This window comes from Paraburkholderia sp. GAS199, from assembly GCF_050436585.1.
GTDB lineage: Bacteria > Pseudomonadota > Gammaproteobacteria > Burkholderiales > Burkholderiaceae > Paraburkholderia.
In genome coordinates this window covers 44,056-64,797 of the sequence record NZ_JBNDMM010000009.1, presented here as the reverse complement: position 1 = coordinate 64,797, position 20,742 = coordinate 44,056, and the positions used below count along the sequence as shown (strand labels likewise).

Genomic DNA, 20,742 nt, shown 5'->3' with positions numbered 1-20,742 from the left:
CGCGCCACGCCACCGCGCGTCTCTCAGCGTCAGCGCTCCTGCACCGGCGCTTGCACGCGCGCCTTCCACTGACCACCCTTGCCGCGCCAGTAACGCACCGCCGACGCGAACGTCGCGCCGACGTAAAACAGCGCGACCAGCGGCAGAAACGGCGCCCACAGCGGCGAACGGCGGTAGTAGCTGAGCATCGGCGCGTAGGCGCAGCACATCACGGCCCACGCGAGCCACGCGGGCCAGCCCGTCGGACCGAGCACGAGCGCGGCCACCGGCGGAATCAGATAGATGATCGTCATGCCGAGCAGCGTGCCCGCCAGCAGCAGCGGCGAGTAATGCAACTGCGTAAAGGCCGTACGCGCGATCATGTTCCAGATGTCGCGCCAGCTGTCGTACGGACGCAGCGAGACGCTGCGCGCCGCCACGTCCAGACGGATGGCATGACGGCCCGTGCCGCGATGTTTGATGCGCGCGGCGAGGCTGCAATCGTCGATCAGCTCGGCGCGGATCGATTCGATGCCGCCCGCTTCTTCCAGCGCGCTGCGCCGCACCAGCATGCAGCCGCCGGCCGCCGCCGCCGTGCGATTGCGCGGGTTGTTGACCCACGCGAACGGATACAGCTTGGCGAAGAAGAATACGAAGGCCGGAATCAGCGCCTTCTCCCAGAACGAATCGCAGCGCAGACGAACCATCAGCGAGACGAGATCGCGCTTTTCGGCGTCCGCACGCGCGACGAGTTGTGCGACGGCGTCAGCCGGATGGCCGATGTCGGCGTCGGTCAGCAGGAGGAAATCTGCCGGCAGGCCGAGCGTGCGCACAGCCTCGATGCCCTGCGACTGCGCCCACACCTTGCCCGACCAGCCCGGCGGCAACGGCTTGGAGGTGAGCACCGTGAGCCGGTCCGGGCATTGCAGTTGAAGCGCCGCCGCGCGAGCCGCTTCGGCCGTGCCGTCGGTGCTGTGGTCGTCGACGACGATCACGTGGAATTCGCCCGCGTAGTTCTGCTGCAGCAAGGTCGTGACCGCTTCGGCGATCACATCGACCTCGTTGCGCGCCGGCACCACGGCCGCGACCGCGGGCCACGCGACACGCGGTGCGAGCGTGAGCGGCGCCGCCGGACGCGCCCGCCAGAAACCGCCGCGCGCGAACAGCAGCACGCACCAGATCAGCAGGGAAAGACATGAAAGAAGAAACAGAACCACCGCCATTAAGCATTGCCCTCGATAGAACGCGTTTGCACGCCGACGCGCCGCGACAGGCGCATGGTCAGGGAGCGCATCGCAACGACGCACCAGTCAAAAGTGTTGAGCACCGGCCGCTCGTGAAACACGTCATAGCCGGCTTGCTCGATTCGCTGGAGGAATCGCACGCCGCCATGCACGGCGCCGCACAACTCGATGCCCAGCCGTCCGGGTATGCGCAGCGCGAGCGGCGCGCCACGAACCAGCATCTCACGCGCGAAGTCGATTTCGTAGGACATCAACTGCGTCCACGCTTCGTCGACCACGCCTTGCGCAATCTGCGCTTCACTCACCTTGAAACGCTGCAGGTCGGCGAGCGGCAGATAAACGCGATCCTTTTTCCAGTCGGCCGCGACGTCCAGCCAGAAACCGATCAGTTGCGACGCCGTGCAGATCGCGTCGGCGTCCGCGAGATTGCGCGGCGTAGCCGCGCCGATCAGATGCAGCATCAGATGACCGACCGGGTTGGCCGAGCGCCGGCAATAGTCGAGCAGCGCCGCACGGTCGGCAAACCGGCGGGTGTCGATGTCCTGGTCGCACGCATGCAACAGCTCGTAAAACGGCGCGAGCGGCAGTTTATACTGAGCCACGACGCCGGCCAGCTTGCCGAACAGCAGCGGATGCACGGGTGCCGCGCGCTGCTGTCCGATCGCATCGAGACCGGCGCGGAAATCGGCCAGACGCGCACGCCGTTCGGCCGGGCTCCAGTCGCCCTCGTCGGCAATGTCGCCGGCCGTGCGCACAACCTGATAGATGATGCCGATCGGCGCGCGCAGCGCCTTCGGCAGCAATACGCTGGCGACCGGAAAGTCTTCGTAATGATCGACGTCCATCCAGCGAGCCTCGAACCCATTCTGTGATGCGACCGCAATGTTGCGCCGCAGGACCACGTAGTTTAAGGGTTCCGTCGAAGGGCTGCAGCGGGTAATCATTGCCGCCCCTCAGCGGGACGCTTTGCTGGACGGCTCGTGCCGAATGCGGCGCGCGCCCAACGCCGTCAGGGGCCCTCGAAGCAAAGCGGGCCTGATAGCGTTAGAATGCGCGTTTGGTTTTGCTGTACCGGCGCGACGCCGGGGCTCAAGACGTCAACTAAATAGATGGTCGCGGCGATAAAGTCGAATTTACCGACTTCTTCGAAGCCCGCGTCAGTCGGAGTTCGCCCACTTATGCGAGTCATCCTTGCTCAACCCCGCGGCTTTTGTGCGGGTGTTGTACGCGCAATCGAGATCGTCGATCGCGCGTTACAGCAACACGGCGCCCCCGTGTACGTCCGCCACGAGATTGTTCACAATCGCCACGTGGTCGATAACCTGCGCCAGAAGGGCGCGCGTTTCGTCGAAGAACTCGACGAAGTGCCGCAAGGCGCCGTGGCCATTTTCAGCGCCCACGGTGTTGCGCAGACGGTCGAACGCGACGCTGAGGCGCGCAACCTCGACGTGCTCGACGCAACCTGCCCGCTCGTCACCAAAGTGCACGTGCAGGGCCGTCAATATGTCGCCGCCGGCCGCACGCTGATCCTGATCGGCCACGCGGGTCACCCCGAAGTGGAAGGCACGGTCGGCCAGATTCCCGGCAAGGTGCTGCTGGTGCAGAGCGAAGCCGAGGTCGCGCATCTCGACCTGCCGCTCGACACACCGCTCGCCTACGTGACGCAAACCACGCTGTCGGTCGACGACACGCGCGGCATCATCGATGCACTACTGCGCCGCTTCACGAACATCGTCGGCCCGGACACGCGCGACATCTGCTACGCGACGCAAAATCGCCAGGCGGCCGTGCGCGAGCTGAGCAAAGAGGTCGAAGTGCTGCTGGTGGTCGGCGCGACCAATAGCTCGAACTCGAACCGGCTGCGCGAGATCGGCAGCGAAATCGGCGTTGCGAGCTACCTGGTTGCCGACGGTTCGGAAGTGAAGCCGGAATGGTTTGCCAACGTGCAGACGGTCGGCATCACGGCCGGTGCTTCGGCACCGGAAGAAATGGTCAAGAACGTGATCGACGCGCTGCGCGCATTGGGTCCGGTGGAAGTCTCCACCATGGCGGGCCGCGAAGAGAAGGTCGAATTCAAGTTGCCGGCCAAGCTGCTGCAACCGCTCGCCGCACGCGAAGCTTAAACACCTCGCAGCGGCTCGATAGAAAAAAGCGCGATGGCTCGACAGCCATCGCGCTTTTTCTTTATCCGGCGCTGCGCGCGTTGTGCGCGGTCAGGAACTTGATGAGTCCGTCGACGCCGCCCTTGGAAAGCTGGTCGGAGAACTGCGTTTGGTACACCTGGATCAGCCAGGCGCCCATCATGTTGATGTCGTACACCTTCCAGCCCGACGGACCCTTGGTGAGCCGGTAGTCGATCGCGTCGTCGCCGCCGTTGCTGAGCACGTGCGACTGCACGACGATGTCTTTGGCATTGGGCGGCACGGTGACCGGCAGGAAGTTGAACTTCACGTCCTGATCGCGCAGTTGCGACAGCGAGGCTGCGTAAGTGCGCACCAGCAGAAGCGTAAACTGTTCATACAGTTGCTTCTGCTGATCGGGCGTAGCCGTGGCCCAGGCTTTGCCGACCGCGATACGCGTGGTGCGCTGGAAATCCGTGGCCGGCACGAAGCGCGTTTCCACCAGTTGCGTGATCTTCGCCATGTCGCCGCCGCGTGCTTGCGGATCGGCCTTCATTGCCGCCACCGTACCTTCGACGGCACTCTTGACGACCGCGTCGGGCGCGGTTTGCGCGTAAGCCGCCGAGGACACCACGGCCGCAGCCAGAAAAGCAGACAGATAACGTTTCATACGTTCGCCAAAACCCAGAAGAAGTAAGCGCCGACAGGCTTCAGAACCCGCAGCAGAAGCAGGATAGACCCAGTATACCGATAATGCGTTCCCACCCTCTGTGCGCCGGTCGGGTGTCGGACTTGCTAGCGGATTCGAGCCAGATCGCTCTGGCTCTGTATACTTGTGCACTTTCTTAAAAATATCCTCCGTGATAAGGCCCCTTTCGCCTACATGCTGAAGTCATCTATCGTCCGCCTCGTCGCCTACTCGGTTCGCCATCCGCTGCGAGTGATCCTGCTATCGCTCGTGCTCGCCGTCGTGAGCGGGTTCTATGTCGCCCATCACTTCAAGATCAATACCGACATCAGCAAGCTGATCGAGACCGACAAGCAATGGACATCGCTCGAAAACGCGATGGACCAGGCCTTCCCCGATCGCGGGCAGACGGTGCTCGTCGTCGTGGAAGCGCACGCGCCGGAATTCGCGGACGCCGCCGCTGCCGCGCTCGCGGATGCGTTGAAGGCCGATCCGAAGGAGTTCGTTGCGGTCTCGCAGCCGGCCGGCGGTCCGTTCTTCGAACACAACGGCCTGCTGTTCCCCTCCACCGACGAAGTCATGTCGACCACGTCGCAGCTGGTTCAGTCGCGTCCGCTCGTCAACGCGCTCGCGCATGATCCGAGTCTCACGGGTCTTGCCGGCACGCTGACCACCAGCCTGCTGCTGCCGCTGCAACTCGGGCAGGTGAAGCTCGCCGACATGAGCCACCTGCTGTCGCAGAGCGCCACGACGATGGATCGCGTGCTGGCTGGTCAGCCGGCCGCGTTTTCGTGGCGCGCGCTGGTCGACAAAAGCGCCGACACCAACCCGGCGCGTGCATTCGTGACGGTTCAGCCCGTGGTGAACTACGACGCGCTGGAACCGGGCGCGACGGCGTCCAAAGCGATCCGCGACACGGCAGCGGCAATCCACCTCGACTCGCACTTCGGCGCGACCGTGCGTCTGACCGGCGAACAGCCGCTCGCGGACGAAGAGTTCGCCTCGGTCAAAGACGGCGCAGTGCTCAACGGCATCGGCACCTTCATCGTCGTACTGGTGATTCTGTGGCTGGCCTTGCGCTCGGGCCGCATGATCGTCGCCGTGTTCATCACGCTGTTCGTCGGGCTCGCCATCACGGCGGCGCTCGGCCTGCTGTTGGTGGGCGCGCTCAACATGATCTCGGTGGCCTTCATGGTGCTGTTCGTCGGGCTCGGGGTCGATTTCGGCGTCCAGTTCGGCGTGAAGTATCGCGAGGAACGCAATCGCGAAGACCGTCTATCGGCCGCGCTCGTGCACACGGCGCACAGCATCGGCGTGCCGCTCACCTTGGCGGCGGTGGCGGTCGCGTTGAGTTTCTTCTCGTTCCTGCCCACCGCCTACCGCGGCGTGTCCGAGCTCGGCGAAATTGCCGGCGTGGGCATGTTCGTCGCGTATCTCACGAACATGACCTTGCTGCCGGCGCTGCTCAAGGTCTTCAATCCGCCGGGCGAACCGGCTTCGCCGGGTTTCAAGCAACTCGCACCGGTCGACGATTTCCTCGACCAGCATCGCAAGCCGGTGCTGATCGGCACGCTGATCCTGGTGATCGGCGCGACGCCGCTACTCACGCACCTGCGCTTCGACTTCAACCCGCTGCATCTGAAAGACCCGCATACCGAATCGATGGCGACGCTGCTCTCGCTGAAGGATTCGCCCGAGGCGGCGGTCAACAACGTGCATACGCTCGCGCCTTCGCTGGCCGACGCCGACCGCATCGCCGCGCGACTGCGCACGCTGCCGGAGGTGGGTCGCGTCAATACGCTGGACACCTTCGTTCCCGCCGAGCAGCAGCAAAAGCAGATGCTGATTGCGAGCGCTGCGCAGCAACTGCTGCCCGCGCTGACCCAGCAACCCGCGCCGCCCGCCACCGACGCCGTGCGCGTGTCCGCCCTGAAGCGCGCGTCGAACCAGCTCTCGCTCGCCGCCGACGATCATCCCGGACCCGGCGCCGCCGAAGCGAAGCATCTGTCCGCGACCTTGCAGAAGCTGGCCGCCGCGGACGCCGCCACGCGCGATCGCGCGGAAACGGCGATGTCCGCGCCGCTGCGGATCGCGTTGAAGCAACTGGCGGATCTGCTGCAGCCCACCGAAATCACGCGCGACAATCTGCCGAAGGAAATTTCATCGCATTGGGTGTCGAAAGACGGCCGCGCGCTGGTCGATATCGCGCCGAAAGTGAAACCCGGCACCGACCCGAACGACGACGTGATGCTCGCCCGCTTCGCGCACGCAGTGAAGAAGGCCGAACCGAACGCGATCGGCGGTCCGATCTCGATCCTGCATTCCGCAGACCTGATCATCAAGTCGTTCCTGCAGGCGGCCTGCTACGCGCTGCTGTCGATCGCGATCCTGCTGTGGATCGCCTTGCGGCGTCTCGGCGACATGCTGCGCACGCTCGTGCCGCTGCTCGTGTCGGCGCTCGTGACACTCGAACTGTGCGTGGTTTTCGGCATGCCGCTAAACTTCGCCAATATCATCGCGTTGCCGTTGATGTTGGGCGTCGGCGTGGCCTTCAAGATTTACTTCGTGATGGCGTGGCGTAACGGTCAAACGGGTCTGTTGCAGTCGAGCCTCACGCACGCTGTGCTGTTCAGCGCGGCCACCACGGCGACGGCATTTGGCAGCCTCTGGCTGTCGCACCATCCGGGGACGTCCAGCATGGGACGACTGTTGGCGCTGTCGCTGTTTTGTACGCTGATTGGCGCAGTGGTGTTCCAGCCAGTGTTGATGGGTAAGCCGCGCCCGCGTCGCGGGAAGCAAAAAGGAATATAAGCATGAAGCTGCGAACCACCGTGCTGGCGATTGCCGCCACCGGTCTCATCACAGGTTGCGCGACGGGCCCCGATCGCAAACCGGGCGACCCGTTCGAACCGGCAAACCGTGTGATTTTCAATTTCAACGACGGCCTCGACCGCTACGTTGCCGTGCCGGTGGCGAAGGGTTACCAGAAGGTGACGCCGCAGCCGTTACGCACGGCGATCAGCAACTTCTTCTCGAATCTCGGCGACCTGAGCAACGCCGCGAACGCGCTGCTTCAACTGAAGATCACGGATGCCACCGAAGACATCGTGCGCTTCGCGCTCAACTCGACATTCGGTCTCGGCGGCCTGCTCGATTGGGCGACGCCTGCCGGCCTGCCTAAGCATCACCAGGACTTCGGTTTGACGCTCGGCCACTGGGGCGTGCCGTCGGGTCCGTATCTGGTTCTGCCGCTGTTCGGACCGAGCACGGTGCGCGACAGCATGGGGCTGATCGTCGACGTGAAATTCAATCCGATGAATTACATCGAGCCGGCGTGGCGCAATCCGCTGTACGTGCTGCAGTTCATCAGCGTGCGTTCCGATCTGCTGGGCGCAACCGATCTGTTGCAGCAAGCCGCGCTCGACAAATATTCCTTCGTACGCGACGCCTATTCGCAGCAGCGCCGCGCGCGTCTGCGCGGCACCGGCGACAACGCCGCGCCGCTGCCGAACTACGACGACGAAGACAATTCCGGCGCTGCGGCTCCGGCCGGTGCCGCAGCGGGCGCGGGCGGCGCACTGCCCAACTACGCCGATCCGGGCGACGCGGCGGAAGCGCCGAATGCGGCGTCCGGCAGCGCTGCCGGCGCGCCGGCAGGCGTACCGAATTACTCGGACCCAGGCAACGCGCCCGCCGCGCCGAATGCGGCATCGGGAAGCTCGTCGGGTGCGCCGACTGGCGTGCCGAACTACTCCGATCCGGGCGAGACACCGAGCGCCCCGGCCACGGGCGCAAAAGCGCCTGCCGGTGGCAACGACCAGCAGCAGGCCGTGCCGGCCACGAAATAAGGGATTCGAGAAAGAGGAGACAGCTCGGCGCGCAACGCGCCGCCGGGTCATGGCAGGAAATGCAGCAGGCAGGAAGCGCCCCCTTCGTCCTTAAAGGTCGTTGGGGGCTTTTTCATTCGGGGCGAAGAAACCCGCTGGCCGATGGGCGGCGAGTCATCGCAACCAGTCGAGGCAACAGCGGCGCGCCGCCTCGACGCGAACTCAGTGCAGGCTGTCCACTTCGCCGCGTGCCGCACCGATTTCCTCTTCGGCCACGGCAGCCGCGACGCCTTGCGGCACCGGCCGGGAATTCTCGCGATAACGGGCAAAGGCTTCTTCGGCGTAACGAATCTGCGTGCGGCCATGGGGAGCCGGCTCGCCGTTCTCGTCGAGATTGACGAACACCATTTTCTCGACCGTCAGAATGCTCTTGCGCGTGATCTTGTTGCGCACTTCGCAGCGCAGCGTGATCGAGGTGCGGCCGAAATGCGTGGCCGTCATGCCGAGTTCGATGATGTCGCCCTGCCGCGCCGAGCTCACGAAGTTGATCTCCGACATGAACTTGGTGACCACGCGCTGATTGTCGAGCTGGCAGATCGCGTAAATCGCCGCTTCTTCGTCGATCCAGCGCAAAAGGCTGCCGCCGAAGAGCGTGCCGTTCGGGTTGAGGTCTTCGGGCTTGACCCACTTTCTCGTATGAAAATTCATCTGGTACTCCGTCTATGAAAGCACCGAGGCCGACGATCAGCTCGCGACCTAGGGTTAACACTTACTAGTGTACCAAATATAAGGGTTTTCCCTAGTTTTTCAATATTCGCTGAACAAGAGAAATGCGGACGCGGCTAAACGCCCGGAAATGGCGGTCAGGCGCGCTGGGGGTGAGCCGGTCGGAGCGCGCCGGCGCTCTGCATGGCGCGGCGGGCCTCGACGAGAGACGCGCGCGCGGCCTTCGCGTCGCCGGCAAGCTGGATCAGGGCGCCGAGTTGCGACGGTTGCCGCAACAACTCGCGCAGGATCGGGCCGAGCGCCGTGGTGCCGTCGTCACGCAGACCGGCGGTGGCCGCGGACGGCAGCGTCCGCCACGCCGGGTCGACGATGGCCCGGCACACCGCAAAGGGAACGCCGTGCGCGGCAGCGGCCGCGCCGGCAATATGCGATTCCATATCGACCGCGAGCGCGCCGGTCGACTGATGCAACGCGCGCTTGTCCTGCGCGGTGACGAGCGGCGCCGCCACCGCCGCCATGGGACCGCGTCGCACGCGAGACTGAAGCGGACCGGCAGCGCACGCTGCGGCGAGTCTGTCGGCCCAGAGACGATCGGTGGGTAGTCGCCCGAACGGACCGTCGACGGCTTCCGCCACGATCAACGCGCCAGCGTCGAGGTCCGGCGCGAGTCCGCCAGCAGTCCCGAAACTGACGATGCCGGAGCAGCCGCGCGCCAGCGCCGCGCTCAACGCGCGTTCGAGAAGATCGGCGCGCGCCGCATACACCACGTCGACACCCTCGCCGCGCGCGATTTTCGCCTCGAACGCCATGCCGGTAACCACGATCACCGGCAGCGCATCGCGAGCGGGTTCCACGAACGACGCTGAAGACCGTGCCATCCGTTACATCCCGACCGCGACGCGTGTCAGCCCATTCCGCTTCAGATGACGAAAACGCGCCAGCGCCCACAACGGGAAGAACTTGCGATAGCCGTGATAGCGCAGATAGAACACGCGCGGGAAGCCAGTCGCCGTAAAGCGCGCTTCGTCCCACAGACCGTGTTCGCGCTGCTCGCGCTCCAGATAAGCCACGCCGCGCGCCACGGCCTCGTGGTTCACCTCGCCCGCCGCCATCAGGCCCATGAGCGCCCATGCGGTTTGCGACGCCGTGCTCGGCGCCCGCTCGTAGCCGTGGTAATCCAGCTTGTAGCTTTCGCCGCCCTCGCCCCAACCGCCGTCTTCGTTCTGGATCGACAGCAGCCACTGCGCCGCGCGCTTCATGCGCGGATCGTCGTGCGGCATGCCGGCGGCGTTCAGCGAACACAGCGCGGTCCACGTGCCGTAGATGTAGTTCAGGCCCCAGCGGCCATACCAGCTGCCGTCCGCTTCCTGCTCCTTGAGCATGTAGTCGAACGCGCGCTGCGCCGGCTCGCTGCCCTGCGGAAATTCGCCGAGCTGCGCAAGCATGGAAAGACAGCGGCCCGAGACGTCGGCGGTCGGCGGATCGAGCAGCGCGCCGTGATCGGAGAACGGAATGTTGTTCAGGTAGTACTGCGTGTTTTCCGGTTCGAACGCGCCCCAGCCGCCGTCGCTGCTCTGCATGCCGACCACCCATTCGCGCGCCCGCGCGATGGCTTTGCGGTCGACGTCGGAGCCGGTCAGCGCGCCCGACCGTTGCATCGCCATGGCGACCACGGCGGTATCGTCCACGTCCGGGTAATGCGCGTTGTTGTACTGGAACGCCCAACCGCCCGGCCGCACGTTCGGACGGCGCGAAATCCAGTCGCCGCGCACATCGAGAATCTGCAACGGACGCAGCCACGCGAGACCGCGCTCGGCCGCCTGTTCAGCGCGCGCTTCGCCGGTTTCGAGCAGGGCGTGAGCGGCCAGCGAGGTGTCCCACACCGGCGACAGGCACGGCTGGCAATACGCCTCGTCGTCGTGAATCACCAGCAGTTTTTCAATCGACTCGCGGGCAATCGCGCGGTTCGGGTGATCGGCCGGATAGCCGAGCACGTCGTACATCATCACCGAGTTCGCCATGGCCGGGAAAATGGCGCCGAGACCGTCTTCGCCATTCAGACGTTCGTCGACGAACGCCACGGCCTGACGCACCGCGCGCTCGCGCGTCGCTTGCGGAAACAGACCGTCGACCGTGCGCAGAATCACGTCCACGCCACGGAAAAAGCGGAACCAGCCGAGGTGCTGATGCGGCGCGCGATGCGGCATGCCGGTATTGACCGGCGCGCCACGGAACACTTCATCGATCCGCACCTTGCGGGGATTGCGCGCCACCGGCCGCTTCGCGTTGAGCACGAGCAACGGCACGATCACCGTGCGCGCCCAGTACGACACCTTCGAGAGATGGAACGGAAACCACTCGGGCAACAGCGTGATTTCGACGGGCATCATCGGCACGGCGCGCCACGACACCACGCCGAACAGCGCGAGCAGAATGCGCGTGAACACGTTCACCGCTTCCGCGCCGCCGTTCGCGAGAATCGCTTCGCGCGCACGCACCATGTGCTCGGCGTCCGGCGAGTCGCCGACCATCTTCAGTGCGAAGTACGCTTTCACGCTCGCGCTGACGTCCATCGCGCCGTCGGTGAAAAGCGGCCAGCCGCCGTCCGCCAGCTGGATACGGCGCAGATAGCGCGCGATCTTCTGTTCGAGTTCGAGGTTCGGCGTCTCGCCGAGATAGTGAACCAGCAGCACGTATTCGGCGGGGATCGTCGCGTCGGCTTCCAGTTCATAGACCCAGTGACCGTCCGGCTTCTGGGCCGCGAGGATCGCGTCGGTGGCGCGCGTGATCGCCGCGTCGAGCGCGGTAGCGGGCGCCGCTTCGCGAGCGGCGGTCGGTACGTCCAGCGTCGTCCCGGCGAATTCGGGCAGCACGTCGATTGAAGGCTGTAACGGCTGGGCTTGGGATAAGTCGTTCATCGGCGTTCCATCGGTTGATTCAGCAGCGTGTCCGCGGCCTTCTGGCCTGAGCGGATCGCGCCTTCGATCGTCGCGGGCAGGCCGGTGGCCGTCCAGTCGCCCGCGAGCATCAAATTGTTCCAGCGAGTACGTGTGCCGGGGCGCAGCGTCTCCTGATCGGGCAGCGCGGCAAAGGTCGCGCGCTTTTCCTTCGTGACCTGCCAGACCGGCATGGGCACGGCCGGCAAGGCGGTGGCCTGGGCTACGTCGGCCCAGACGGTTTTCGCCAGCTCTTCGGGCGGCGTATCGAGCAGACGTTCGGCGCCGTTGATCGTGACCGACAACCGTCCTTCCGACGCGAACAGCCATTCGGCCGTTCCGTTGAGCAGCGCCGTGACGGGCGCCTGACCGAACGGCGGCTCGACGGCGAAGTGCACGTTGACGGTTGCGGCGAAACGGCTCGGCGCGCGCAGCCCCGGCACGAGCGACTGCGCAATTTCCGGCGGCACCGCGAGAATCACGGCCTGATTCGCGTCGACGGCAACGCGCTCGTCGGCAAAACCCAGCGCCGCGACGCGCGCGTTATCGGCGAACACGATATCGCGCAGCGGCGAACCCAGCCGGATGGCCGCGCCGCCGTGCTGCAACAGGCGCAACGCCGGATCGACGAAGGCGCTGCCGAGGCCGTTGCGCGCCACCAGCGGCCGGCAGGCAAGGCCGCCGGCCAGCAGCATCTCGCGCAGCATGACGCCGGTCAGCTCGGCCGACGCCTCGCGCGGCTCGACATTGAGAAGCGCGAGCAGCAGCGGACGCAGCAGGCGGTCCCACAGCGGCCCGTTGCTGCGCATGGTCTGCGCCACCGTGCGGCCAGGCTTCGCGAACAGCAGGGGCGCGAGCGTCAGATAGTCGGCCGGACCCGTGTTGGGCAGGCGCGCGTTGGGATCGAAGATCCACCACGGCAAACGGCCGGCGGACATGCGCACGGTCCAGCGCGCCTTCGTTGCCAGATCGACGAACGGGTAATCCGGCATGGCCGGACCGGTCAGTTCGTCGGCGGCGCCGATCGCTCGCGTGTAATTGAGCGTCGCGTGATTGCCCGACAGCACGATGTGATTGCCGGTGTCGAGCGTCGCGCCGAATTGCGCGTCGTAATACGAGCGGCAGCGCCCACCCGCGAAAGGACTCGCTTCATGCAGCACGACTTGCGCGCCGCGCCGCTGCAATTGCACTGCGGCGGCGAGACCGGCGAGACCTGCGCCGATCACATGTACGAGCTTGCGCATCGGCTCAGAAGAGCGCGTAGCGCGCGACGATCCACAGCAGGCGCAGTTTGGGCTTGCTGACCTTCGTACGCGGAATGTCGAAGCCGCGGTCCACCGTGCGTTCGAGCAGCACGCGATACACGCCCGACATGATGCGCGGCGCGCGCACATGCTGGCGCGGTTCGTCGTTCATGATCGCGTCCGACGCGGCGAAATGTTCGCGGGCGCGCTCGACGAGCGTGGCGCACACGCGCGGCAAGGACGGATCGTCGGCGATCTGCGTCGGGTTCGTGACGGCGATGCCTTCGCGCGCCAGCAGTTCGTACGGCAGGTAGCAGCGATTGATGCCGGCGTCTTCGTCGATGTCGCGCAGGATGTTCGTGAGTTGCAGCGCGCGGCCCAGATGATGGGCGAGCAGGCGGCCCGGTTCGTCCTGCATGCCGAAGATCCGCACCGACAGCCGTCCCGCCGCGCTCGCCACGCGGTCGCAGTAGAGGTCGAGCGTGGCTTCGTCGGGCGCGCAGATGTCGGCGGCGGCGTCCATGGCCATGCCGTCGATCATCGCGTGGAAGTCTTCGCGTTGCAGATGAAACGTGTGAATGTGCCGCGTCAGCGCGCGCAACGAGGCGCGCGGCGCGCCGGCGTAGCACGCGTCGATGTCGGCGCGCCAGCGTTCGAGCCCGGCGGCGCGTTCGGCGTGCGGCATGTCGCTGTCGGCGATGTCGTCGACGGCGCGGCAAAAGGCATAGACCTGATACATCGCGTCGCGCTGCGCGGCCGGCAGGATGCGCATGGCGAGGTAAAACGAACTGCCGGACGTGGCGGCAGCGGCGTCAATTTCTGTATCGTCCACGACAAGATTGGAAACAGCCAAGACGATCTCCGCGGGAGGCGCCTGCTGAAAGGCGGTCAAGTAGTTTTAAAGCCTGCCCGCAGGGCAAGCGGCACGCGCGGGGACACGCGCGAAAGACCCGGCCGGGAGGCCGGAAACGGCGAAAAGTATAGCAATCTTTACGAGATGACGCAGTCTTGCGCCTAGTTGAAGGCCACGGAGCGGTTGCGCCCCTGTCGCTTGGCACTATACAGGGCCGCATCGGCCTCGTTGATGAGGATGTCGTAGGCGGGCACGCCCTGGCGCGCCGCCGCGCCACCGACGCTCGCGGTGACGGGCACGCTGGTGCCCTGCACCTCAATGGGGGTGTCCGCGATCGCGCAGCGAATCTTCTCGGCGACCCGCATCGCGTCGTCGAGCGGCGTGCACGGCAGCAGCAGCGCGAACTCCTCGCCGCCGAAGCGTCCGAAGGTGTCCTGCACCCGCACCATGTCGGCCACTCTCTGCGCCATGACGCGCAGCACCGTATCGCCGACGCCGTGGCCGAACTGGTCGTTGATCTTCTTGAAGTGGTCGAGGTCGAACAGCAGCACGGACAATTCACCGCCGTAGCGCTGCCAGCGCGTGTACTCGTCGCGCAGACGCGCCTCGAAATAGCGCCGGTTGGCGATGCCCGTCAGGCCGTCGCGGTCCGCGTATTCCTGCAGCTTGGCCACGGCCTCTTCCCGCTCGCGCTGCACGATGCTGACATGGGTCACGTCGGAAATCGTCACGCAGACGGCCACCACTTCCCGGTCGCGCACGAGCGGCATGAAGGTGCAGTCCTGCTGCATGAAATCGACCCCGCCGGTGATGGGGCGGTCGTGATCGAATCTGAAGAGATACGGGCGCTGTTCCCACGAGCTGAAGGCAAAACTGCCGAGCTGGAAAACGCTTTCGATCTTGCGCGAGAGCCATACGCGCGGCAGTTCCGGAAAATTGCTGAACAGCGATTTTCCGACCACCTGTTCCGGTGCGAGGCCGCTGTGGTCCTGCATGAAGCGATTCCACATCAGCACATTCATGTCGCGATCAAGCACGAAGATGCCGAAACCCACTCGCTCGACAACCAGATCGCTCAATGAAGTCACAGGCACGCTCATAGGCTGGACAGCAAGGCGTCGAGCGCGCCGTTCAGGTGGCGGATCGAATCTTCGGCCATCAGCATGACGAGGTGCGCGCGGAAGCTGTGGTCTTCGAGCGCGAAATTCACCTCGACCAGCAAAGCGACTTCCCATTGCAGCACGCCCGGCTGGAACACTTCGTCGAGCGTCATGGCCTGTCCGAGCAGCCCCGGCGCGGAAAACACCGGCGTGCGGCCGAGCTGGTCGAGAATGCACGACACGCACGCGCCGGTCAGCACGTTGGCCACGTCGAACACCAGTTCCTGCTGGCTCACCGCTTCGTAGCTGGAACGCGCGTACGGATCGCTGACGAGCGCACACAGTTGCTCGACGCTGTCGCTGCGGCAAATCACCAGCGCTTCGCCCTTGATGTCCGAGCGAAAGCCCTGACGCACCGCGCTCACGGTGTCTTCGATGCCGGTCATTTCACGCAACGCCTGCGCCGCCTCGCGGACCGCCACCACTTTCACGCGCGGCACCGACAACTCGATGAATGCATCGAGCAGTCGCGCGAGGCGCGTCGCGGCTTGGCCCATCGCCAGATTGGCGACCTCCTGCAGCGCGTCGCGCTGATCTTCGTTGAGGACTGGCTCAGACATACAACCCGTACTCCTTGAGGATGGGTAGTAGCGCCTCGGGCGTGACCGGCTTGGCGATGAACGCGACGGCGCCGAGGGCGCGCACACGCTGCTGGGCCATCGGCTGGACATCGGCGGAGACGACGATGACGAACGTGTTGAGGTCTTCGTGCTGCAACGCTTCCAGCACCTGATAGCCGGTCATGTCCGGCATGGTCAGATCGAGGAACATGACCGACGCCCGGCCTTCGCGATACAGCGCGAGCGCTTCGCGTCCGTTCGACGCGTAAGACACGTCGACGTCCCAGCCCGGCGGCAAGGCTTTCGAGAGCACCTTGCGGGCAAGCAGCGAATCATCGGCGATCACAATGGGCAAGGACATGGGCGGGTCGGAAGCGGAGTGAGCTCGAACGCATTAACGGCGCTAGAGGCGATTTCTTTAGCGCGGGCTCTGTCGACCGGCGGCGAGACGGGTCGAAATGGTTCCGGAAATGACGGGCGGTCGCACGGCGGCTCGTAGCGTCCCGCCGGGACGACGGGGACAGGCGCGCGGGCGCGAGCGAGCGCCTCTGGCGGTACCGGTGGGCATGCGTGGGTGCATGCGCGCACGGTGGAAGACGGCTATGACCGGCATGTTCGAAGCCTACCCCGTAAAGGATCCGGCGCGGCTTCATGTCTGGCTGTCATTCTGCCGCGCGCGTGTTTCCGCAAGCGCCACTCGTCACGCGTTTTGCGCGTTACCGGCTGCCCCCGCGGCAGATACGTCCGAACGTGGCGGACGCATTATTTATCGTAAAAGCGATTCTCGAATCAATCGAACGGAAAGGCAACTCGACAAAATCGCATTCGTTAAGGAGATATTCCTCATATTAGCCGATTGACGGTGAAATCTTATACCTCGGTTGATGCCATTTTCATATTTATACTTTTGTGTACGTTTGCGCTTCGCAATTCGTCGCTCATTGAAAAAGCGAATGAAATCTGCCTTTCACTGTGTTCAGCGGTAACAAGTACTGGCGTCGCGCGTCTATGCTTCCCTTATGATCGATGTCGAACCGCTTTCCCCTGTCCGTCCTGAAGAACCCAAGCATTGCCGACCATGACACCAGACCGGCTCGACCCGCCTCGAAAAAGCCGTCTTGCCGCCGAGCAGCCAGGCGAGGCGCTGTTTCCGGCCGTGCCGGAGCAGAATTTCCACGTCCGGCGCATTACGCTGATCGCGCTGCTGGTCGCGGCCGTGGTGCTGCCGTTCGTGTACGTCGTGGCGATGTCGATCAGCGACCTGCGGGCACGCGAGGCCGATGCCACCGAAGCGACGTTACGCACGGTGCGCGTCGCCGAAGAACATGCGTTGAAAGTGTTCGACATGAACGAGACGCTCGACTCGCGCATCGTCGACCTGACGCAAGGACTCGACGACGACGGCATTCACGCGAAGGAAGCCACGATTCACGAGCAATTGCGCTCGATGGGCGGCGGCTATCCGCAGGTCGCCGCGGTGTCGATATTCGGCGGCAAGGGGCAATTGCTGACCAGCAGCCGGTTCTATCCCGCGCCGCCGGTTTCGATCGCCGACCGCGATGACTTCACCGGCATTCGCGACGGCAAGGACCTCGAACACGTGTCGAAGGTCGTGACCGGACACGTGGCCGGCGAGCAGGTCTTCAACATGGGCATCGAGCGGCGCGACGCGGACGGGGCGTTCGCCGGCGTCGTCTCGGTTGCGCTGCGGCCGAGCTATTTCAACGCGTTCTACCGCGAACTGCTCGGCGGCACCGATAGCGCGCCGATGACCATGAGTCTGATCCGCACCGACGGCTCGATTCTCGCCCGCTATCCGCGCGGACCGGGCGAGCCCGTGACGCTCGCGCCGCATTCGCCGCTCGCCGAAGCCATGGTGCAAGGCCGGCGCTCGGGCGTGGTGCGCATGCGCCCGGATGCCGGCGACGACAGCATGATCGTCGCGTTCCGGCGCGTCGGTTCGTATCCGGTGTACGTGTCGTGCGGCTATCGCACGTCGGCGATCTGGGCCGGCTGGTATCGGCACCTGACGGTGCTGATCGTGTCGATGTTCACGCCGTCGATCGTGCTGTGGTGCGTGATCTGGCTGTCGCTGCGGCGCCTGGGCGCGGAAGAGGAGGCGTGGGAGCGCTGGCAGGCCGAGGCGTCGATGCGGCGTTCGATCGAATCCGCGTATCGTCAGTCGCGCAAGATGGAAGCGCTCGGCAATCTGGTCGGCAGCGTCGCCCACGACTTCAACAATCTGCTGATGATCGTGTCGGCCAACGTGCAGATTTTGCGGCGACGCGGCGCGCCGGGTTTCGACCGCGAGCTGTCGGCCATCGAACGGGCGCTCAAGAGCGGCCAGTCGCTCACGCGGCAACTGCTCGGCGTGGCGCGCAAGCAGCCGTTGCGCAACGAGACTGTCGCGCTCGACCGTTGGCTGCCGGCCTGCCGCGAACTGCTGCGCGCCTCGCTCGGCGCGAAGATTTCGCTCGTCATGGATATCGGCGTGGAGATCTGGCCGATGCATGCCGACGTCGCCGAACTGGAGCTCGCGCTCATCAACCTGGCCGTGAACGCACGCGACGCCATGCCGAACGGCGGACGGTTCACCGTGCGCGCATCCAACATCCATTTTCGTCCCGAAGACGGCTTTCCACTCACCGGTGAATTCGTGCAACTTTCGCTCGAGGACACCGGCGTCGGCATGCCGCCCGATGTCCTGTCGCACGCCTTCGAACCGCTCTTCACGACCAAGCCGAAAGGCATGGGCACGGGCTTAGGACTGCCGCAGGTGTTCGCCTTCTGCGAGCGGTCGGGCGGCCTCGCTGCCATCGACAGCGCGATCGGTGCAGGGACATCGGTGCGTCTCTATCTGCCGCGCGCGACAGCCGCGCCCGAGGCCGAAGAACCGGCGCCGGCCGGCAGCGAAGAAACCGCCGCGCCGCAGGGCTTGCGCATCCTGCTGGTGGAAGACAACGAAGAGGTCGCGGCCGGCACCGAGGCGCTGCTGCAGATGATGGGCCATCAGGTCACCTGCGTATTCAACGCGGACACCGCGCTGCGCCTGTTCGACGACGCGCACGCCGAACAGGCGCGCACCGGCGAGCCGTTGCCATTCGATCTGGTGCTTTCCGACATCCACATGCCGGGGAAAATGAACGGCATCGATCTGGCGGAAGCCGTGTTGTCCTTCCGTACAAAATTGCCGGTCATTCTCGTCACCGGCTACGCGGAAGAACTCGACCGCGCACGTCACGTCGATGTGCGCGTTCTGTCGAAGCCGTTCGATATCGCGTTGCTGGAAGAACTGCTGCAAGCCATCCAGCGCGACATCGCGCAAGCCGGCTCACAACAGGCCGTGGATCCGGCCGGCTGATCGGGCGATCGGCCTCCCGGCACGTCCCGATTTACCGCATTTTGTAAAAGTGTGGAGATTCGGCCAGCGGCGCGGTTGGCGGCTTGCTGCGCCGCGCCGTTTGCCGGAAGAAGGGCCGCCCGGCCGCCTCTTACGCAAGCGCGCGCCTGAATCGTGGGACCCGGCACGATCGTTGCGCCGTCGTATAGGAACAGGAGGCCGGTGCGTTCACGCGTCGTCCTCTCCACGTCAATACGTCGGGAGACAGCCATGCGACATACCGTGATTGGTTTATTCGACACCTACGCACAAGCGGAAGGTGCGCGCGATAGCCTCGTGCAGACAGGGTTTGCACGCGAAGCCATTGAATTGCAGGCTAACCCGGAACCTACCGTGGGCTCCGCGGCTGAAGAAGTTGCCGGCGCGGGAATGCTGGCCAATATCGAGCGATTCCTCGCGAGCCTGTTCGCCTCCGGCCCGCGTTCGCCGGACACCGCCCGCTATACCGAAGCCGTGCGTCGCGGCGCGGTGCTGGTTTGCGTCAGCGCTGCGAGCGAATCGCATGCCGAACTGGCGCGCAATACGCTAACGCGACTCGGCGCGACCGACATCGGCGAACGTTCGGCAGATTACGTCGAAGGTGAAACCGCTCGCGAACATTCGGTGCTGGACGAACTCGGCATCGGCAGTCCGGGCGTTGTCACGCCGGGCGTCGTTACGCCGCGCGGCGCGGGTATCGACACACGTGCCGATGCGCGCACGGCGCCGCCGATCGAGCCGGTGCTCGATTCGCTTTACTCAGGACGGACCAGCACCGATGCCGAGCCGTTCGTTCCGCCGCCGCTGTCCGAACGGCCGCTGGTCGATCCGGTGAACGAACCGTTGCAGGACCCGTTAGTGGGCGACGCCGGCCGTAGCGCCATCGCAGCAGGCGGGATGCCCGGCTCGGGCGCGGTCATGCAGCCGACGGAAGTGGTGTCCGAGGCGGGGCAGCCGACCGCCGGCATGGGCGGTCAAATGCCGAACGAATACCTGGAGTACGAAGAGGACTTCCGCAGCCACTACGACGAGCAATTCGCCGCTGAAAACTCACGCTACGAAGATTACGTGCCGGCTTATCGCTATGGCGCGGAAATCGCCCACGACGCGCGCTATCGCGATCAGGCGTGGGACGACGTCGAGCCGGAAGCACGTCGTCATTGGGAAAGCACGTCGCCGGACAGCACGTGGGAGCGCTTCAAGATTGCCGTGCGACACGGTTGGGAACGCGTGACGGGTCATCACCACGTCTAACGTGTCGGTGTTTGTGAGGCAATGCGTAACGCGGGCCTGCGCCGCCTTAGGGCGGTGCGTAGGCCCGCGTTTTTTCGTCGGATGGCGGACGATCAGGTGGCCGAATTCCGCTTGACCCACGCCACGTAGCGATCGACGAACGTCTGCAGGAATTTGCGCGTGCCGTCGTTGAGAATTTCGCCCTTCTCGTTGATCACCGCCGCGTCGTGCTTGATAAAGACTTCGGGCTGACCGAGCGTGGCGACATCGAGATACGCGAGCACGTTGCGCAGATGCTGCTGCGCGAGCGCCGTGCCGGTCGCGCCCAGCGACGTGCCGATGACCGCGCCGGGCTTGCCGCCCCACGAGTTGGTCCCCCACGGACGCGAACCCCAGTCGAGCGCGTTTTTCAGCACGCCGGGAATCGAGCGGTTGTATTCGGGCGTCACGAATAGCAGACCGTTGGCGGCTTCGGCACGTTGTTTGAGGTTCTTCGCGACTTCCGGGTAATCGGCGTCGTAGTCCTGGCTGTAAAGCGGCAAGCTGCCGATGTCGATGAATTCGAAGGTGAAATCGGCGGGCGCGAGAGAAATCACGGCTTGCGCGAGTTGCCGGTTGAACGACTCGCGGCGCAGACTGCCAACAACCACTGCAATGTGATGGGCCATGTTCGCTTCCTTGAAAAGTGGCGCTGGAACGCGCCAAGAGATCGAACTGTCCATCATAGGCAATCGCGGCAACGGATGGCGGCAGCGACCCAAATTCGCGTCCGTCCCACAATACGAGAAACGGA

General features: G+C 65.0%; 18 protein-coding genes. 6 read left to right on the top strand and 12 right to left on the bottom strand.

Going from position 1 to position 20,742, the window contains the following annotated elements:
* Positions 1–29 precede the first annotated feature (29 nt).
* Together P3T18_RS29465 and hpnC are read right to left on the bottom strand one after the other, a co-directional pair.
* Entirely contained in the window at positions 30–1,202 is a 1,173-nt protein-coding gene (locus P3T18_RS29465; protein ID WP_429303480.1) for a glycosyltransferase, read from the bottom strand.
* A complete protein-coding gene (gene hpnC / locus P3T18_RS29460; RefSeq protein ID WP_429303479.1) occupies positions 1,202–2,068 on the bottom strand; it encodes a squalene synthase HpnC in 867 nt (288 codons plus the stop codon). The genes P3T18_RS29465 and hpnC overlap by 1 nt, the downstream gene beginning before the upstream one ends.
* A gap of 333 nt (positions 2,069–2,401) precedes the next feature.
* Between hpnC and ispH the strand changes: the two genes are divergently transcribed.
* Complete coding sequence (gene ispH / locus P3T18_RS29455; protein WP_429303478.1) at positions 2,402–3,346, top strand: 4-hydroxy-3-methylbut-2-enyl diphosphate reductase; 945 nt, start codon at positions 2,402–2,404, stop codon at positions 3,344–3,346.
* A 61-nt stretch (positions 3,347–3,407) separates the two neighbouring features.
* On the opposite strand, the gene P3T18_RS29450 is transcribed toward ispH, so the two are convergent.
* Positions 3,408–4,013, bottom strand: coding sequence for an MlaC/ttg2D family ABC transporter substrate-binding protein (locus tag P3T18_RS29450; RefSeq protein WP_429303477.1), 606 nt, complete (start codon positions 4,011–4,013; stop codon positions 3,408–3,410).
* A 213-nt stretch (positions 4,014–4,226) separates the two neighbouring features.
* On the opposite strand from P3T18_RS29450, the gene P3T18_RS29445 reads away from it, so the two are divergent.
* Together P3T18_RS29445 and P3T18_RS29440 are read left to right on the top strand one after the other, a co-directional pair.
* Positions 4,227–6,842, top strand: a complete 2,616-nt coding sequence (locus P3T18_RS29445; protein ID WP_429303476.1) for an MMPL family transporter — start codon at positions 4,227–4,229, stop codon at positions 6,840–6,842.
* A 2-nt stretch (positions 6,843–6,844) separates the two neighbouring features.
* Positions 6,845–7,879: an MlaA family lipoprotein gene (locus tag P3T18_RS29440; RefSeq protein WP_429303475.1), complete on the top strand. Its 1,035-nt coding sequence runs from the start codon at positions 6,845–6,847 to the stop codon at positions 7,877–7,879.
* Between the two features lie 201 nt (positions 7,880–8,080).
* Here the strand turns inward: P3T18_RS29440 and P3T18_RS29435 are convergent, their stop codons facing one another.
* From P3T18_RS29435 to P3T18_RS29400, 8 genes are all read right to left on the bottom strand, one after another.
* Positions 8,081–8,566: an acyl-CoA thioesterase gene (locus P3T18_RS29435; RefSeq protein WP_429303474.1), complete on the bottom strand. Its 486-nt coding sequence runs from the start codon at positions 8,564–8,566 to the stop codon at positions 8,081–8,083.
* Positions 8,567–8,721: 155 nt separating this feature from the next.
* Positions 8,722–9,462, bottom strand: a complete 741-nt coding sequence (locus P3T18_RS29430; RefSeq protein ID WP_429303473.1) for a phosphorylase — start codon at positions 9,460–9,462, stop codon at positions 8,722–8,724.
* 3 nt (positions 9,463–9,465) lie between these two features.
* Positions 9,466–11,502 (bottom strand): squalene--hopene cyclase, encoded by a 2,037-nt coding sequence (shc, locus tag P3T18_RS29425; protein WP_429303472.1) that lies wholly within the window; start codon positions 11,500–11,502, stop codon positions 9,466–9,468.
* Positions 11,499–12,764 carry a hydroxysqualene dehydroxylase HpnE gene (hpnE, locus tag P3T18_RS29420; protein ID WP_429303471.1) on the bottom strand — a complete coding sequence of 422 codons (1,266 nt, stop codon included), beginning with the start codon at positions 12,762–12,764 and terminating at the stop codon, positions 11,499–11,501. The genes shc and hpnE overlap by 4 nt, the downstream gene beginning before the upstream one ends.
* A 4-nt stretch (positions 12,765–12,768) precedes the next feature.
* Positions 12,769–13,617, bottom strand: coding sequence for a presqualene diphosphate synthase HpnD (gene hpnD, locus P3T18_RS29415; RefSeq protein ID WP_429303470.1), 849 nt, complete (start codon positions 13,615–13,617; stop codon positions 12,769–12,771).
* A gap of 161 nt (positions 13,618–13,778) precedes the next feature.
* Positions 13,779–14,717, bottom strand: a complete 939-nt coding sequence (locus P3T18_RS29410; RefSeq protein ID WP_429303753.1) for a sensor domain-containing diguanylate cyclase — start codon at positions 14,715–14,717, stop codon at positions 13,779–13,781.
* Positions 14,714–15,337 (bottom strand): chemotaxis protein CheC, encoded by a 624-nt coding sequence (locus tag P3T18_RS29405; RefSeq protein ID WP_429303469.1) that lies wholly within the window; start codon positions 15,335–15,337, stop codon positions 14,714–14,716. Before P3T18_RS29405 ends, P3T18_RS29410 begins: the two co-directional genes overlap by 4 nt.
* The gene (locus P3T18_RS29400; protein WP_429303468.1) at positions 15,330–15,698 is read right to left on the bottom strand and encodes a response regulator; all 369 of its coding nucleotides are present in this window, start codon (positions 15,696–15,698) and stop codon (positions 15,330–15,332) included. The genes P3T18_RS29405 and P3T18_RS29400 overlap by 8 nt, the downstream gene beginning before the upstream one ends.
* A gap of 241 nt (positions 15,699–15,939) precedes the next feature.
* Here P3T18_RS29400 and P3T18_RS29395 point away from each other — a divergent pair, with 241 nt between their 5' ends.
* The 3 genes from P3T18_RS29395 to P3T18_RS29385 all read left to right on the top strand — a co-directional run bounded on the left by P3T18_RS29395 (position 15,940) and on the right by P3T18_RS29385 (position 19,970).
* Positions 15,940–16,197: a hypothetical protein gene (locus P3T18_RS29395; protein WP_429303467.1), complete on the top strand. Its 258-nt coding sequence runs from the start codon at positions 15,940–15,942 to the stop codon at positions 16,195–16,197.
* A 218-nt stretch (positions 16,198–16,415) separates the two neighbouring features.
* Entirely contained in the window at positions 16,416–18,698 is a 2,283-nt protein-coding gene (locus P3T18_RS29390; protein WP_429303466.1) for an ATP-binding protein, read from the top strand.
* A gap of 249 nt (positions 18,699–18,947) precedes the next feature.
* On the top strand, positions 18,948–19,970 hold the full coding sequence (locus P3T18_RS29385; RefSeq protein WP_429303465.1) for a hypothetical protein: 1,023 nt from the start codon (positions 18,948–18,950) through the stop codon (positions 19,968–19,970).
* Between the two features lie 92 nt (positions 19,971–20,062).
* Here the strand turns inward: P3T18_RS29385 and P3T18_RS29380 are convergent, their stop codons facing one another.
* Positions 20,063–20,617, bottom strand: a complete 555-nt coding sequence (locus P3T18_RS29380) for an NADPH-dependent FMN reductase (RefSeq protein ID WP_429303464.1) — start codon at positions 20,615–20,617, stop codon at positions 20,063–20,065.
* Positions 20,618–20,742 lie beyond the last annotated feature (125 nt).

Coding starts and splice junctions, on each gene's coding strand:
- P3T18_RS29465 (WP_429303480.1), bottom strand. CDS start 1,202: ATGGCGGTGGTTCTGTTTCTTCTTTCATGTCTTTCCCTGCTGATCTGG.
- hpnC (WP_429303479.1), bottom strand. CDS start 2,068: ATGGACGTCGATCATTACGAAGACTTTCCGGTCGCCAGCGTATTGCTG.
- ispH (WP_429303478.1), top strand. CDS start 2,402: ATGCGAGTCATCCTTGCTCAACCCCGCGGCTTTTGTGCGGGTGTTGTA.
- P3T18_RS29450 (WP_429303477.1), bottom strand. CDS start 4,013: ATGAAACGTTATCTGTCTGCTTTTCTGGCTGCGGCCGTGGTGTCCTCG.
- P3T18_RS29445 (WP_429303476.1), top strand. CDS start 4,227: ATGCTGAAGTCATCTATCGTCCGCCTCGTCGCCTACTCGGTTCGCCAT.
- P3T18_RS29440 (WP_429303475.1), top strand. CDS start 6,845: ATGAAGCTGCGAACCACCGTGCTGGCGATTGCCGCCACCGGTCTCATC.
- P3T18_RS29435 (WP_429303474.1), bottom strand. CDS start 8,566: ATGAATTTTCATACGAGAAAGTGGGTCAAGCCCGAAGACCTCAACCCG.
- P3T18_RS29430 (WP_429303473.1), bottom strand. CDS start 9,462: ATGGCACGGTCTTCAGCGTCGTTCGTGGAACCCGCTCGCGATGCGCTG.
- shc (WP_429303472.1), bottom strand. CDS start 11,502: ATGAACGACTTATCCCAAGCCCAGCCGTTACAGCCTTCAATCGACGTG.
- hpnE (WP_429303471.1), bottom strand. CDS start 12,764: ATGCGCAAGCTCGTACATGTGATCGGCGCAGGTCTCGCCGGTCTCGCC.
- P3T18_RS29410 (WP_429303753.1), bottom strand. CDS start 14,717: ATGAGCGTGCCTGTGACTTCATTGAGCGATCTGGTTGTCGAGCGAGTG.
- P3T18_RS29405 (WP_429303469.1), bottom strand. CDS start 15,337: ATGTCTGAGCCAGTCCTCAACGAAGATCAGCGCGACGCGCTGCAGGAG.
- P3T18_RS29400 (WP_429303468.1), bottom strand. CDS start 15,698: ATGTCCTTGCCCATTGTGATCGCCGATGATTCGCTGCTTGCCCGCAAG.
- P3T18_RS29395 (WP_429303467.1), top strand. CDS start 15,940: ATGACCGGCATGTTCGAAGCCTACCCCGTAAAGGATCCGGCGCGGCTT.
- P3T18_RS29390 (WP_429303466.1), top strand. CDS start 16,416: ATGACACCAGACCGGCTCGACCCGCCTCGAAAAAGCCGTCTTGCCGCC.
- P3T18_RS29385 (WP_429303465.1), top strand. CDS start 18,948: ATGCGACATACCGTGATTGGTTTATTCGACACCTACGCACAAGCGGAA.
- P3T18_RS29380 (WP_429303464.1), bottom strand. CDS start 20,617: ATGGCCCATCACATTGCAGTGGTTGTTGGCAGTCTGCGCCGCGAGTCG.